The following is a 14,495-nucleotide window of genomic DNA, read 5'->3' as shown; positions in this document are numbered from 1 at the left end:
AATCGTGGAGGAGCGCTTTCATGTAGCAGGACTTGAAACCTTCTACTTCAGAGTCACCTTGTAATACAGCGGCTTCGACTTCCACGTGAAGATCACATTGTCAACACGCTCGGAGTAGCCACCGGTGGAGTTGGTGTACCACAGCGGAATTGCCGGAAGGTCCTTCATGAGTACCGCCTGGGCGTCATTGACCCGTTCAACACTCTCCTTTTCGCTGGATGCCGCAGCAGCCTTCTTCAGGAGCGAATCAAACTCGGGGTTGGAATAGTCGGCGTCGTTAGTCGCAGCACCTGTGGCATACAGCGGCTCCAAGAAGCTCGACGGCGACGGATACACCGACTGCCAGCCGGTGCGGAAGGCACCCTCGATCGTTTTGTTCGTCACTTCATCACGCAGCGATTTGAAATCCGGATAGGGTGCTGGCTGCGCATCAATTTTAAGGGTGTTCCGAATAAAGTTCACGACGGCATCGACCCACTCCTTGTGGCTGCCATCGGAGTTATACGCCACGGTAAACGGCCCCTCAAACGGTTTCATCTCTTCCGCCTTGGCCCACAACTCGCGCGCCTTGTCCGGGTTATAGGTCAGGACGTCGTTGCCAGGGATGTCCGTGGCGCCGTCGTTAAGCACAGGCGATGTGAAGTCCACCGCCGGAGTGTTCGTCCCTTGGAAAATGGTCTGGGTAATCTCTTCGCGGTCAATGGCCATGGACAGTGCTTGTCGACGCAACGCCCCCGCCTCCCCGCTAAAGTTCTCATCCCCTGCGGGAATAGTGATGGACTGGAAGATAGCAGCAGGTTCATTTACTGCACGTTCGCCGAGATCCGTTTCAAAGTTGGCCATGGCCGAGGACGGAACCGAGTCCAAAACATCCAGATTCCCCGAAAGTAGATCCGCATATGCTGCGCTGGCATCGGCATAGAATACGAAGTTCAGACCATCATTCTGCGCCTTACGGTCACCTTCATACTTCTCGTTAGGTACCAGAATCGCGTTTTGGTTATGGTTCCATTCCTGCAGCTTATAGGGTCCGCTTCCCACTGGGTTTTGGCCATAGGCGTCGATGTCATCGAAGGCTGATTCGTGCATGGGGAAGAAGACGGAATAGCCCAAACGGGTCTCAAAGTCCGCCGTAGGTTCTTCGAGCTCAATGGTGAACGTCTTCTCATCGACAACCTTGAGCCCCTCCATGCTCGCTGAACCTTCCTTGTAGCCCTTGATGGGCTCGAAGAAGTAGGCAGAGAGCATGCTGTTTTCTACCGCGTTGTTCCATGTGTCGACGTAGTCCTGGGCTCGCACCGGGGAGCCGTCGGAAAACACCGCGTCCTCCTTGAGCGTGACCTTGTAGGTCACATCATCGGTCTTCTCGATACTTTCTGCTTGGTCATTGTGAACCTCACCGTTCTCATCGAAGTAGACGAGTCCCGAGTAGATGAGATCAATGAGCGTTGCTCCCGGCACATCGCTGGTGTCAGCAGGGATGAGCGGCTTTTGAGGTTCGGTGGAGTTAGTACTGATGAAATCAACATCCGACATATCACCCGATCCGTCTCCTCCGCATGCGGTCAGGCCCGCTGCTGCGATAACGGCGGCGAGGCTCGCGCCCACTCTTGTCCATTGCATGAGTTCTCCTTCAGGGTCACAATTGTGTGTATTGTTGCACAGACTTGCGCCATTATGTTGCAGTTCACATGATTTTTAGCTTTTCCGCTACCCAGTCCTTTCGTGCACTTCCTTTGTAGAGCCTGTCAACATCTTTACTACCCCTCCGCCTTCACCCACCGATTGCACCACCACCATGCAGACAGTTCTACTTTTTCGTAGCACTATAACGGCAAGAGCGAACATTACGGTCCGCTGACAAGCCCTTGGCAGCTGCCGTGGAATACCTATATAACCGTTCACAGCTTGGCCAATCCGCCACAATCCTTCGTTAGCATGTGTGAAGTCGAAATCAGCAGGCGGTTACGTACGCTCGCTGAAATCGACCATTTTTCATACATGTCCCCGAACCTATTCCTAGGAGAAGAAATATGAAGCGCATTTCCCGTAACCTCACCGCTGCCGCTCTGGCCAGCTCCCTGTCCCTCGCCGGCGTTGCTGCCGCTTCCGCCGAGGAGAACACTGAGCCTAACGCTACCGACCTTGTTGACGCTATCGTCAAGGCTGACGAGACCGGCAAGACCGAGACCGAGACCGGCAAGACCGAGACCGAGGGCGGCAAGACCGAGACCGGTAAGACCGAGGGCGAGAACGGCGCTGGCAAGACCGAGGGCGAGAACGGCGCTGGCAAGACCGAGGGCGAGAACGGCGCTGGCAAGACCGAGGGCGAGAACGGCGCTGGCAAGACCGAGGGCGAGAACGGCGCTGGCAAGACCGAGGGCGAGAAGCCGGGCAACAACGAGAACAAGCCGGGCAAGGACGATGCGAACAAGCCGGGCAACAACGAGAACAAGCCGGGCAAGGACGATGCGAACAAGCCGGGCAACAACGAGAACAAGCCGGGCAAGGACGATGCGAACAAGCCGGGCAAGGACGATGCGAACAAGAAGGAGAAGAGCTCCTTCGACGACATCAAGTCCAAGCTGTCCTCTGAGGATGGCAAGCCGACCAAGCTGGGTATCGCAGGCATCGTTGCTGGCGTTCTCGCCGCAATCGCCGCTGTTGTTCCGGCTGCTGCTCAGGCCCTGAACATCAAGCTTCCGTTCTAATTACTGAGGCTTGAACGTCCTAAGGGACGTCTATAAGCGCGCAGGCACCCCCACCACCATCGCGTGGATTGGGGGTGCCTTTGTGAGTTCATGGGGAGTATTCCCGAAAATCGCGGTTTTTAACCTAACACCAATCACAGCCGTGGGATCTGGGTTACACTCCGAACCCAACCGATATCGGTTAACGGAAAGGTTTAATCCACCTTTCACGATCTTTTTCACTTACTACCTATCCCCCGGAGTTTTTATGTCTACCCTTTCACGCGGCCTGCTTGCCGCCACCCTGACTGGTTCCCTCGCCCTTTCCGGCACCACCGTCGCTTCCGCCGCTGACTGCGGCTCCCCGTCTGCTGAGTTCACTGCCTCCGTTGATGGCAAAGAGCACACTTTCAAGAAAGTCAGCGAGTTTCTTTGGCAGGCCACCGACGATGAAGACGTCACGCTAAACCGCGCTGAGATTTTCCAGATGGCTAAGGAGGGGGCGGACGTGTGCTCTTCTGAGCCTATCGACATCGGCGATTGGGGAACCGGCAACAGCGACAGCGGTTCCAACGATAACGAGCACGAGGATGATGACGCTGATGCTGGCAAGGGCGGCGATGACGCTGATGCTGGCAAGGGCGGCGACGATGCTGATGCTGGCAAGGGCGGCGACGACCAGAACAAGGACAAGAAGAGCTCCTTTAAGGACGCACTGTCTTCCGAGGACGGCAAGCCCTCCACGCTGGGCATCGTTGCAATCGTCGGTGGCGTACTTGCTGCCATCGCAGCTGCCTTCCCGTTCGTCAAGGACGCTCTCAACATCAAGCTTCCTTTTTAAGAAGTAGCGACTGACACTTCCACGCCCGCTCCGCGCACCGTCGTGCGGAGCGGGCGTTTTCCTCTCTCGACATGGCAACGATGGAGAACATCTGGTTTGGGGCATACGGTCAATGTGGGCCAAGCAAACCCGATGAGTGAACCGTTGTGATGAGAACCATCAGCGAAACGTCGGCGTCACCACTGGCACATCTCTCGACGAAACACCACCGCTCGTGCCTTTGGCGCAGCCCGGACGGAACAGATCACTCCCCCATCCTCACGCAAATGAGGGACACACTTCACAAATGCACGTGACGCGGGCTACACTAAACACCCTAAGATTGTTCAACAATTCGGGATGTAGGGAGAATCATGAGCGCGCTGCACATAGACCTCAACGCCGACCTCGGCGAGACCACCGCGGGCAACCCCGTCGCCGACGATGCGGCCATGCTCCAGCTGGTCTCTTCCGCCAACGTGGCCACTGGCTTCCATGCGGGTGACCCGCACTCGATCGCCGGCACGCTGAAGGCGGCCGCGGAGGCTGGTGTGACGGTGGGCGCGCACGTGGGCTATAACGATCCGGCAGCCTTCGGCCGCCGTTTTATTGACTACAACGCCGCTGAGCTGGCGGACGAGGTCACCTACCAAATTGGCGCTCTGCAGGCATTGGCGCAGTCCAATGGTACGAAGGTCGCCTACGTGAAACCGCATGGCGCGATGTACAACGCCATTGTTCATCACGAGGCCCAAGCACACGCCGTCATCGACGGGATTAAAGCCTTCGGCGATCTGCCGGTCATGCTTCTGCCGGGCGGCGTGGCCGTCGATATCGCAGAGAAGAAGGGGCTGACCGTTATCCGTGAGGCCTTCGCAGACCGCAATTACAACCCCGATGGAACCCTGGTGTCGCGGCGAGAAGCGAATGCAGTGATGGGTGATGAGGGGGACGTCGTCAAGCGCGTGCTCGACGTTGCCGAAACCGGCTCCATCACCGCCATCGATGGAACCGTGCTCAACGTCGATGCGCAGTCGGTATGCACGCATGGCGATTCGCCCGGTGCGGTTGCCCTCCTGCGCGGCGTGGTCGATGAGCTTAAGGCGCGCGGTATTGAGATTCGGAGCGTCATCTAATGCATATCCACCCCGTAGGAACACGCGCGCTGCTCGTTGAGCTGGAGGATTTATCCCAGGTCATGGCGTGGCACGCGGCGCTCGATGCCCAGCCGCTTAAGGACCAGGTCGATGCGATTGCTGCGGCCACCACGCTGCTTCTGACGTTTGCCACCCCGAACTCGGCCGCGGCGGCCGCCGAGAGGCTGCAGGATTTCCGCCCCACCGCGCATGCGGGCGAGGATCCGCGCTTGGTGGAGATTGATGTGCTGTATGACGGCGAGGATCTGGATGAGGCTGCCGAATTGATGGACATGTCTCGTGAGGGTCTGATTGATTGGCACACGTCGACGGAGTGGCTTGCTGCTTTCGGTGGCTTTGCTCCCGGCTTTACCTATTGCACTCCGGCGGATTCTGCGCACAATTTCAACATCGAACGCCGAGCCACGCCACGTACCGCCGTTCCGGCGGGCGCGGTTGGTATCGCCGGTGGTTTTTCTGCGGTGTATCCGCGGGTGTCGCCCGGCGGCTGGCAGCTGCTGGGCACGACGAGCACGCCAATGTGGGAGTCGGATGCCCAGCCGCCAGCGCTTGTGCAGCCGGGTGACCGCGTGCGCTACCGCGCGGTGAGTTCGCTTCCCGATTTCGTCTCCACCACGCCATTTGGCCGCCGCACCCCAGCGCGCCTGCCGCGCATGGAGGTCCTCGATGCCGGTCTGCTCACACTCTTCCAGGATCAGGGCCGCCCCGGCCGCGGCAACCTGGGTGTCACCCCTTCGGGCGCAGCGGACCTTGCGGCGGCGGCCACGGCGAACGTCGCCGTGGGTAACCCGCGTGGCGCCACGGTATTGGAGAACATCGGCGGCATTCGCCTGCGCGCGCTGACCGACGCCGTCATGTGCGTCACCGGCGCCCAGTCCCGCGTCTTGTTGGAAGATATGCCCGTGGCACTGGCTCGTCCCGTGTTGGTTACCGCGGGCTCAACGGTAACGGTCGAGCCTGCAACGGTGGGCCTGCGCAATTACATCGCCATCCGCGGCGGCATCGTGGCGGATGCGGAGTTAGGCTCGGCGTCCACGGACGTGCTCTCCGGGTTGGGGCCCTCACCGGTGCGGCTTGGCGACGTCATCGGTGTCCTCCCCCGCTCCACCGCCATGACCGACGGCCAGTTGTCCAACCCGCTGCGCGTCAGCGAAGGAGCACACGGCCAAACGCACGGCGTTCTGCGCTGCGTGCTGGGACCGCGTGATGACTGGTTCACCCCGGATAGCCTCAATGTCTTCCTGTCTACTGAGTGGACGGTCACCCCGCAGTCCAACCGCGTGGGTGTGCGCCTTCTCGGGCCGACGGAGACCACAGGGCTCACTCGCGCCCGCGAGGGCGAGCTGCCCTCGGAGGGCATGGTGGCCGGCTCGGTCCAGGTCCCGCCCAGCGGTGAGCCGGTCATTTTCCTCCGCGATCACGCCGTCACCGGCGGTTACCCGGTCATCGCCACCGTTCTCGAAGAAGACATTGACATTGCCGCGCAGCTCCCGTCGGGAGCCACGGTCCGTTTCGAACTCGCTTAAACACTCTGAAGGTTAACCATGATTTCTGCAGTCCTTATTGCTAACCGCGGCGAGATCGCCGTACGCATCGCCCGTACCGCACGTGACCTGGGCATCCGCTCTATCGCTATCTACTCTGAGGCTGATGCCGGCGCCCTGCACACCCAGGTCGCCGATGAAGCCTATGCTCTGCCCGGCAATACCGCGGCGGATACCTATATGAACGTTCCGGCACTGCTCGACATTGCCGTGCGTGCAGGTGCCGACGCCATTCACCCCGGCTACGGCTTCCTCTCCGAGAACGCTGACTTTGCCCGTACAGTGGCCGACGCCGGCCTGACCTGGATTGGCCCCTCCCCGGAGTCCATCGAGCTGCTTGGTGACAAGATTGCTGCGCGCCGCGTGGCCGAGGAGGTCGGCGCCCCGCTGGCCCCGGGCACCTCCGATCCCATCGATGACTGGCAGGAGGCCCGCGCCTTCGCCGAGGAACACGGCCTGCCCATCGCCATCAAAGCTGCCTACGGCGGCGGAGGCCGCGGCCTCAAGGTGGTGGAAAACCTCGAGGACATCGAGGCTGCCTTCAACTCCGCTGGCCGCGAGGCCAAGGAGGCCTTCGGCCGCGCGGAGTGCTACGTGGAGAAGTTCCTGACCCACCCGCGTCACGTTGAGGCCCAGATTCTTGCTGATACCCATGGCAACGTCGCTGTCCTTGGCACCCGCGATTGCTCCACGCAGCGCCGCTTCCAGAAGCTCATCGAGGAAGCGCCGGCGCCTGCGCTTAGCGACGATCAGCGCCACGGCATTCACGAAGGTGCCCGCGCCATCTGCGCCAAGGTGGGTTACACCGGCGCAGGAACCGTCGAATACATCGTCTCTGAAGACGGCACCATCTCCTTCCTTGAGGTCAACACCCGTGTCCAGGTCGAGCACCCCGTCACCGAGGTTTTGACCGGCGTGGACATCATCGCAGAGCAGTTCCGCATCGCCTCCGGTGAGCCGCTGTCCTTCGCATCGGACCCCGAGGCCAACGGTCACGCCTTCGAGTTCCGCATCAACGCCGAGGACATCCTCAACGGCTTCGCGCCGTGCCCGGGCACCGTCGTGCGCTTCGAACCACCGACCGGCCCAGGTATCCGCGTGGATTCAGGAGTGCGCTCGGGCTCCATCGTGCCGCCGTACTATGACTCGCTCGTGGCCAAGCTGTTGGTTTGGGGGCCGACCCGTGAGATCGCGCTGAACCGCGCGAAGCAGGCCCTCGAAGAATTCGACATCGAGGGCGTGCGCACCGTGCTGCCTTTCCACCGCGACATGGTGGCCTCCCAGGTCCTCGTCGACCACGGCGATTCTTCTGCCGAGGCCGGCATTTATACCGATTGGCTCGACCACAACTACCGCCCGTCCGCACAGGCCACGAGCGCCGTTGCCCCGGTGGAAGCCATTTATGCCAAGCGCACCCGCGTTGCCCTCGAAATCGACGGCAAGCTGGTCAGCGTGGGCTTCCCAGCCGACCTCTTGGCGGCGGGGGCTGCGGGGGCGAAGGGGGCGTCGGCAAGCGCGAGTGGCGGTGCCGGCGACGTGACCTGCCCCTACGAGGCCAACCTCGTGGCATGGAACGTGTCCGATGGCGAGACGGTTGAGGAAGGCCAGCCCATCGCCACCATCGAGGCAATGAAGATGGAATCCTCAGTCAAGGCTCCGGCCGCGGGCAAGGTATCCCTCGTGGCCAAGGAAGGCGACCGCTTGGAACCAGGCGCGGTGATCGCCACTATCAATTAGCCAGCAGGCTACTGTGAGTCGCATGCTTGCAGATTCCGTCGCATCCGCGCTCCGCGCTGCCATCTCCGAGGGCGACTACATGCCCGGCCAACAGCTCAACGAGGTCCGCGCGGCCGAGCGCTTCGAGTGCTCTCGCAATACGCTGCGGGAGTCCTTCGCCATGCTCGCGGCGGAACGCATCGTTGAGCGCATCCCCCACCGCGGTGTCTTCATCGCGACCCCAGACGAGGATTTCGTGCGCGACCTCTACCTCGCCCGCGCCGCCATCGAGCCTGCTGCGGCCCGGTATGGCACGTTCCCAGACCCGGGCGAGCTCATCCGCCTCACCGAATCCGCCGTGCAAGCCGGCGCACCCCGTCCCCTTCTCAACCAGCGCTTCCACCAGCAGCTGGTTGCGGGCCTCGGCTCTGTCACCCTCAACCGCACGATGTCCCACCTGCTGGCCCGCATGCGCGTGACCTTCTTGCTGACGCTAGAGCGCAACCCGCATATCCACGATGAGCATGTGCAATCCAATGTCGACTTAGCGCACCTCATTGCCCAAGGCGAGCGCGATGCCGCCGCCGACGCCTGCCGCGCCGACCTCATGCGAGCGATGGACTCCATTCTCCGCGTGCTCTAGCCTCGTCGAAGGCCATATCAGCCGTCCCGTTGCTTGCCGTTGCTTCCCGCCGCACAGCATTTCCACAAGGTCCCTTTACTCCGGTCCCTTTGCAGCGAAAAGGGACCATGTATCCCGGATTTTTGGCCCCCAAGTGGTCCCTTTACAGCGACAAGGGACCAAACTAAAGGGACCAAACTAAGGGCACCACAGTGTCGGGGCCGCCTAGCCCTTTCGCCCAACACCCGAATGGGCGGTGTTTAGGGGATGAGGTAGTCGCGGTCCGGGATATCAGTGACCAGCATCTTGCCCGGCGCATGTGTGATGGCGAGGCTAGGCCGCGAGTTCATGACAATGGCTTGCGGGGTCACGCCACAGGCCCAGAAGACGGGGATGGTGCCCTCTGGGATGTCGATGGCCTCGCCGAAATCAGGCTGAGAGAGGTCTTCGATGCCAATGGCTGCCGGGTCGCCCACATGGACAGGCGCTCCATGCACGGCGGGGTAGCGGGAGGTGATGCGCACGGCATCGGACACCTGGCTCGCGGGAATGGGGCGCATGGACACCACCATCGGTCCAGAGAAAATCCCGGCGGGAGTCGTGGCAATGGTGGTGCGATACATCGGCACGTTGCGGCCTTGGTCGATGTGAGCGATAGAGATGCCGTTCTCCAGAAGGGCGTTCTCAAAAGTGAACGAGCAGCCGATGAGGAAGGAGATGATGTCTGGGGAGTAGAAGGGGGTGGCGTCGGCAAGCGTATGCGTGAGCTTTCCGTCCTCGTAGATGTTGTACGCGGGAATGTCGGTGCGGATGTCCCCACCTGGAATGAGGTCCGAGGTGAACTCCCCTGCTTCCAGCACGCCAACGATGGGGCACGGCTTGGGATTGCGCTGGGCAAAAAGGAGGAAGTCGAAAGCGTACTCGCGGGGCAGGGCGATAAGGTTGGCCTGCATGAAGCCGCGCGCATGGCCCGCGGTGGTGGCCATGGCGTGCGTGCGGGCAAAGGTACGCACCTCGGCCGGGTTCTGCATTATGCCCACAGTTCAACGATTCCAGAAAACGACCTAACGCCGATAACAATTTCCAGCCCCAGGGCCAGCACGCCCAGAATGAGCAGCCACAGCGGCTGTTTGACGCCGTGGGTCAGGTCATGGCGGCAGAAGGCGACCCACATGACCATGGCGAAGGCAATGGGCAGGATGATGCCGTTGAAGGCGCCGGCGAAGATCAGCAGCTTTTGCGGGGCGGAGTTAAGCAGCACGAAGAGGATGGTGCAGACAACGATGAAGCCAACGGTGAGGAAGTTGCGGGTACGCGGGGAGACCTTCTGGGTGGTCACGAAGGTAATTGAGGTGTAGGAGGCGCCGATAACGGAGGACAGACCAGCAGCGAAGAGGACCACACCGAAGGCGCGGAGGCCAAACTCGCCGGCGGCGTTGTAGAAGGCATCGGCAGCCGTGTTGTCTTCAGACAGGGCCACGCCGGTGGCGACGACGCCGAGGACGGCAAGGAAGAGCAGCACGCGCATGATGCCGGTGACGATGATGCCCAGCACGGAGGTTCGCGTAATCGCGCCGACGTTCTCGGGGCCAGAGAGACCAGAATCAATAAGGCGGTGCGCACCGGCAAAGGTGATGTAGCCGCCGACGGTACCGCCAATCAGCGTGGTGATAACGAAAAAGTCCACGGACTCCGGCATGACGGTGTTCTTCAGGGCCTCACCCACCGGCGGCTGGGAGACGATGGCAACGTAAAGCATCAGCAGGATCATCACCGCGCCAAGAGCCGCGACGATGCGGTCCAGCGCCACACCGGCGCGCTTGGACAGGAAGATGAAGACCGCAATGGCTGCGGCGATGACGCCGCCCCAGCGTGCTTCGATGCCGAGCAGTGCGTTGAGGCCGAGGCCGGAACCGGCGATGTTGCCGATATTGAAGACCATGCCACCAATAAAGACCATGATGGCCATGAACCAGCCCAGGCCGGGGAGGACGGTGTTGCCCAGTTCGTTGGCGCGCATGCCGGAGATAGCGAGGACGCGCCAGACGTTGAGCTGGATAGCGATGTCCACGATGATCGACAGCACGATAGCGAAGGCCAGCGCCGCACCCATCTTGACGGTAAAGACCGAAGTCTGGGTAAGGAAGCCTGGGCCGATGGCGGAGGTGGCCATGAGGAACATGGCGCCCGCCATGGCACCGATCCCCTTGGGCGGCTTCGCCTGCTGGGTCTCCTGGCCGGAAGCTGGAACCGCAGAGGCGTTAGTTGATTCAGAGCTCACTAGAGAGAACCTTTCGTGACGCAGGTCGCATTGCTGAATGGTGAAAGCATAGAGGTTGTTCAACAATCTGTAAATAGCGCGGAGGTCGGGTGCACCCGCACCCCGGACGTGACGGGACATTGCACGGAACGGAAAAGTGACCTAGGATACGGAGTTAACTAATAGTCATTCGTATAACCCACGGAGGATCCCATGACTCAGGACATCTACATCGCGGGCGCTGCACGCTTGCCCATCGGCAAATTCGGTGGAAGCCTCGCCCGCCTTTCCCTTACCGAGCTCGGCTCGCTCGCAGCAGAAGCAGCTATTGAGCGTTCGGGACTCAAGGGCGAGGACCTCGATACCGCCGTGGCCTCCAATGTCATGCCCGTGGTGCCGAAGGACCTGTATCTCTCGCGCGCTATCGCCAAGAACGTCGGCATGCCGGACTCCTCTACCGCGATGGGCGTTAACCGCCTCTGCGGCTCCGGCGTCCAAGCCGTCATCAGCGCCGCCCAGCTTCTGCAGTCTGGCGACGGCTCCTTGGCCTTGGCCGTCGGCGCGGAATCTATGAGCAACGCACCCTACTCCGTCGAAGGCGCTCGCTTTGGCAAGCGCATGGGTGACGGCAAGCTCTATGACTGGCTCACCGGCGCGCTCTCCTGCCCCTTCGGCACCGGCCACATGGGTGTCACCGCGGAAAACGTCGCCTCAGACAACAGCATCTCCCGTGAGCGCCAGGACGAGTTCTCTGCGCAGTCGCAGGAGCGCGCCGCCAAGGCTCGCGCTGAAGGCGTGCATGCGGAGGAAATCGTTCCGGTCGGAGACCTGGACTTTGATGAGGGGGTGCGGGAGACGGACGTCGATAAGCTGGCGAAGCTCAAGCCTGTCTTTGTCAAGGACGGCACCGTCACCGCCGGCAACGCCTCCGGCATCAACGATGGTGCCGCGGCCGCCGTGCTGGCCACCGCAGAGGAAGTTGAGAAGCGCGGCCTCGACCCGCTGGCGAAGATTGTGTCCTGGTCCATCGCGGGCGTGGACCCGACTCGCATGGGCATCGGCCCCATCGCCGCCGTGCCGAAGGCCTTGGACAAGGCTGGTCTGAGCCTGGAGGACATTGACCTCATCGAATCCAACGAAGCCTTCGCCGCCCAGGCCATCGCCGTGCAGGACGAACTCGGCTTCGACCCAGCCAAGACCAACGTCTACGGCGGCGCTGTTGCCCACGGCCACCCGGTGGGCGCCACCGGCATCATCCTGCTCACCAAGTTGGCCTACGCACTGCGCCACCAGGACAAGCGCTACGGCCTGGTCACCATGTGCATCGGCGGCGGTCAGGGAATCGCCATGATTATTGAGAATGGAGCAAAGTAAATGAGCATCACCAAGGTAGCCGTCATCGGCGCAGGTTCCATGGGTTCCGGCATCGCCGCGCTGTGCGCGTCCGCCGGCATGGACGTGGTCCTGCTGGACCAGAACGCGGAAGGCGCCCAGCGCGGCGTCGATATCCAGCTCAGGCGTAAAGGTTTCCACCTGCCGGAGTTTGCTGAGCGCGTCACCGCCAGCGATGACTACGCGCTGCTGGAGGACCGCGAGTGGGTCATCGAGGCCATCTTCGAGGACCTCGGCGCGAAGCACTCCCTGTACGAGGCCATCGAGCCGCACCTGTCCGAGGACGCCATCCTCAGCTCGAACACCTCCACCCTGCCGCTCGAATCCCTCCTCGAGGGCGTCGCGGAGACTCGCCGCGAGAAGTTCGCCATTACTCACTTCTTCAACCCGCCGAAGATTATGCGTCTGGTGGAGCTCATCGCCTCCGGCTCGACGGAAGACACGCTGCGCACGACCATCGAGCAAACCCTGGGCAAGATTGCCCTCGAATGCCGCGATACCCCGGGCTTCATTGCTAACCGCGTGGGCTGCTACTGGATGGCCGCCGGTGTGGCCCGTGCCCGCGAGTTCGATGTGAGCTACGAGCTTGCCGACGCAGCCTTCGGCCGGGCCTTCGGCATCCCCCGCACCGGTATTTTCGGGCTGCTCGACTACATCGGTCTCCAACTGGTCAAGCCGATTTGGACGTCTTTGGAGACAGCCCTGCCTGCGGGTGACCCGCTTCTGGAGGTTCCCCTCGGGGACGACTCCTTCATCGAAGGCCTAGTAGAGCGTGGCCTCACAGGCCGCACCGGTGAGGGCGGCTTCTACCGCGGCCGTGACGAGGTCATCAATTCCTCTTATGAGTACGTTCCGCGCACGCAGCCGACTGACCCGGTCGTGGGCCTGAAGGATCCGCGCGAGGTCATGGAGACCGATTCGCCGGGTGGCCGCTTCGCCCGCGCGGTCTTCCTGGACACCCTGGCGTACTGCTGCGAGGTCGCACCTGATATCGCTGACCACGTGGGCCTCATCGACGAAGGCCTGACCTTGGGCTTCGGCTGGAAGAAGGGCATCTTCGCGCTTGCCGACGCCATCGGGATCGACTGGGTCGCCTCCGCCTACGGCTCCAACGTTCCTGGCTTGGTCTCCGCCGCTGCCCAGGCTGGCGGTTTCTACGGCAAGGGGTCCGTGCTCTCCTCTACCGGAGAACGCCAGGAGCTCGCACCGCGTGAAGGTGTCGTGACTCTGGCGTCCTTGGATACGGAGACCATTGTCTCCCTTGACGCTGGCGCGGTCCACACGGTCTCCACGCCGGCCGGGCGCATCGGCATCATCGACCTACACACCCCGATGAACTCCATGCCAACCCCGGCCCTCGAAGTCGTCCGCGCGGCCATCGGTGCTGTGTCCTCGGAGAACCTCGTCGCGCTGGTCATCGGCAACGACAAGCCGGTCTTTTGCGCGGGCGCCGACCTTGGATCCATCGCTTCCGCTGGCGAATCGGGCGACGCCTCGCTCGTCGAATCCCTCCTTTCGGACGGCTCCACCACCCTGCGCGCCCTCAAGTTCGCCCCGGTTCCGGTCGTCGCGGCCGTGCGTGGCGTCGCCTTGGGCGGCGGCTTCGAAACCGCTCTGGCTTGCGACCGCATCGTCGCCCACGCCGATACCCGCCTCGGCTTCCCGGAGCGCACCGTGGGCCTCTATCCTGGCTGGACAGGCACCATCTCCTCGCTGGAGCGCCTCAAAGCAGCCGGCGTTGAAGACTACCACCAGAAGGCATTCGACTTCATCGCCTCCGCACGCAACTTCTCCTCGGCTTTTGAGGCCCAGAAGGCCGGGTTCCTTTCTTCGGATGATGTCGTGCTCATGTCCTACGACCACGTCCTCGCCCGCGCTTTGGAGGAGGCCGGCAACCTGGCCGGCTCGTACACCCCTCCTGCCGATGGACAAATTGAGATGTACTCCGGCTCCCCTGCTTTGGACCGCGACTGGCCCATCGAGGGCACCACCGAGAATGACCACGTCATCGTGGCCAAACTCGCGGAGATGTACACCGGCTCCGGCTCGCTGAGCTTCACTGAGTTCTGCGAGCGCGAAGTGGAGTACGACGTGCCGCTAGTCCTCCTACCCGCCAACGTGGAGCGCGCCAAGCACATGGCTGCGACCCGCAAGCCGCTCAACAACTAGCCTGCGCCACCCTCATCGCAAATGGTCCCCTTACTCTGGTCCCTTTACTCAGTAAAGGGACCATTTGTATGCGGTTTTTGGTGTGGAGATGGTCCCTTAACCGCGCTAAGAAACCAAAGTAGAAG

At 61.9% G+C, this 14,495-nt stretch carries 11 protein-coding genes; 8 read left to right on the top strand and 3 right to left on the bottom strand.

Features of this window, described 5'->3' with window-relative positions:
- Positions 1 to 42: 42 nt before the first annotated feature.
- Positions 43 to 1,623: a peptide ABC transporter substrate-binding protein gene (locus CSING_RS03130; RefSeq protein WP_042529630.1), complete on the bottom strand. Its 1,581-nt coding sequence runs from the start codon at positions 1,621 to 1,623 to the stop codon at positions 43 to 45.
- Between the two features lie 410 nt (positions 1,624 to 2,033).
- On the opposite strand from CSING_RS03130, the gene CSING_RS14140 reads away from it, so the two are divergent.
- The 6 genes from CSING_RS14140 (at position 2,034) to CSING_RS03100 (ending at position 8,570) form a co-directional block, all read left to right on the top strand.
- Positions 2,034 to 2,711 carry a hypothetical protein gene (locus CSING_RS14140; protein ID WP_042529628.1) on the top strand — a complete coding sequence of 226 codons (678 nt, stop codon included), beginning with the start codon at positions 2,034 to 2,036 and terminating at the stop codon, positions 2,709 to 2,711.
- Positions 2,712 to 2,958: 247 nt separating this feature from the next.
- A complete protein-coding gene (locus tag CSING_RS12970) occupies positions 2,959 to 3,531 on the top strand; it encodes a hypothetical protein (protein ID WP_052471367.1) in 573 nt (190 codons plus the stop codon).
- Positions 3,532 to 3,884: 353 nt separating this feature from the next.
- Positions 3,885 to 4,646, top strand: a complete 762-nt coding sequence (locus CSING_RS03115) for a LamB/YcsF family protein (protein WP_042529626.1) — start codon at positions 3,885 to 3,887, stop codon at positions 4,644 to 4,646.
- On the top strand, positions 4,646 to 6,193 hold the full coding sequence (locus tag CSING_RS03110) for a 5-oxoprolinase subunit B/C family protein (protein ID WP_042529624.1): 1,548 nt from the start codon (positions 4,646 to 4,648) through the stop codon (positions 6,191 to 6,193). Before CSING_RS03115 ends, CSING_RS03110 begins: the two co-directional genes overlap by 1 nt.
- Before the next feature lie 18 nt (positions 6,194 to 6,211).
- Positions 6,212 to 7,948: an acetyl/propionyl/methylcrotonyl-CoA carboxylase subunit alpha gene (locus tag CSING_RS03105; RefSeq protein ID WP_042529622.1), complete on the top strand. Its 1,737-nt coding sequence runs from the start codon at positions 6,212 to 6,214 to the stop codon at positions 7,946 to 7,948.
- A 22-nt stretch (positions 7,949 to 7,970) separates the two neighbouring features.
- Positions 7,971 to 8,570 (top strand): GntR family transcriptional regulator, encoded by a 600-nt coding sequence (locus tag CSING_RS03100; protein WP_042529619.1) that lies wholly within the window; start codon positions 7,971 to 7,973, stop codon positions 8,568 to 8,570.
- 239 nt (positions 8,571 to 8,809) lie between these two features.
- On the opposite strand, the gene CSING_RS03095 is transcribed toward CSING_RS03100, so the two are convergent.
- Both CSING_RS03095 and CSING_RS03090 read right to left on the bottom strand, forming a co-directional pair.
- A complete protein-coding gene (locus CSING_RS03095; RefSeq protein ID WP_042529618.1) occupies positions 8,810 to 9,580 on the bottom strand; it encodes a putative hydro-lyase in 771 nt (256 codons plus the stop codon).
- Positions 9,580 to 10,743, bottom strand: coding sequence for an NRAMP family divalent metal transporter (locus CSING_RS03090; protein ID WP_201773980.1), 1,164 nt, complete (start codon positions 10,741 to 10,743; stop codon positions 9,580 to 9,582). Before CSING_RS03090 ends, CSING_RS03095 begins: the two co-directional genes overlap by 1 nt.
- Before the next feature lie 279 nt (positions 10,744 to 11,022).
- Between CSING_RS03090 and CSING_RS03085 the strand changes: the two genes are divergently transcribed.
- Together CSING_RS03085 and CSING_RS14155 are read left to right on the top strand one after the other, a co-directional pair.
- Entirely contained in the window at positions 11,023 to 12,183 is a 1,161-nt protein-coding gene (locus tag CSING_RS03085; RefSeq protein ID WP_042529614.1) for an acetyl-CoA C-acyltransferase, read from the top strand.
- On the top strand, positions 12,184 to 14,370 hold the full coding sequence (locus CSING_RS14155) for a 3-hydroxyacyl-CoA dehydrogenase/enoyl-CoA hydratase family protein (protein WP_042529613.1): 2,187 nt from the start codon (positions 12,184 to 12,186) through the stop codon (positions 14,368 to 14,370).
- Positions 14,371 to 14,495 lie beyond the last annotated feature (125 nt).

Source organism: Corynebacterium singulare, from assembly GCF_000833575.1.
GTDB lineage: Bacteria > Actinomycetota > Actinomycetes > Mycobacteriales > Mycobacteriaceae > Corynebacterium > Corynebacterium singulare.
Note: the sequence above shows the minus strand (reverse complement) of the source record. Positions and strands in the feature narration are given on the sequence as shown.

Excerpts from the sequence above, each read along its gene's own strand:
- CSING_RS03130 (WP_042529630.1), bottom strand. The coding sequence starts at position 1,623 with ATGCAATGGACAAGAGTGGGCGCGAGCCTCGCCGCCGTTATCGCAGCA.
- CSING_RS14140 (WP_042529628.1), top strand. The coding sequence starts at position 2,034 with ATGAAGCGCATTTCCCGTAACCTCACCGCTGCCGCTCTGGCCAGCTCC.
- CSING_RS12970 (WP_052471367.1), top strand. The coding sequence starts at position 2,959 with ATGTCTACCCTTTCACGCGGCCTGCTTGCCGCCACCCTGACTGGTTCC.
- CSING_RS03115 (WP_042529626.1), top strand. The coding sequence starts at position 3,885 with ATGAGCGCGCTGCACATAGACCTCAACGCCGACCTCGGCGAGACCACC.
- CSING_RS03110 (WP_042529624.1), top strand. The coding sequence starts at position 4,646 with ATGCATATCCACCCCGTAGGAACACGCGCGCTGCTCGTTGAGCTGGAG.
- CSING_RS03105 (WP_042529622.1), top strand. The coding sequence starts at position 6,212 with ATGATTTCTGCAGTCCTTATTGCTAACCGCGGCGAGATCGCCGTACGC.
- CSING_RS03100 (WP_042529619.1), top strand. The coding sequence starts at position 7,971 with ATGCTTGCAGATTCCGTCGCATCCGCGCTCCGCGCTGCCATCTCCGAG.
- CSING_RS03095 (WP_042529618.1), bottom strand. The coding sequence starts at position 9,580 with ATGCAGAACCCGGCCGAGGTGCGTACCTTTGCCCGCACGCACGCCATG.
- CSING_RS03090 (WP_201773980.1), bottom strand. The coding sequence starts at position 10,743 with ATGGCGGGCGCCATGTTCCTCATGGCCACCTCCGCCATCGGCCCAGGC.
- CSING_RS03085 (WP_042529614.1), top strand. The coding sequence starts at position 11,023 with ATGACTCAGGACATCTACATCGCGGGCGCTGCACGCTTGCCCATCGGC.
- CSING_RS14155 (WP_042529613.1), top strand. The coding sequence starts at position 12,184 with ATGAGCATCACCAAGGTAGCCGTCATCGGCGCAGGTTCCATGGGTTCC.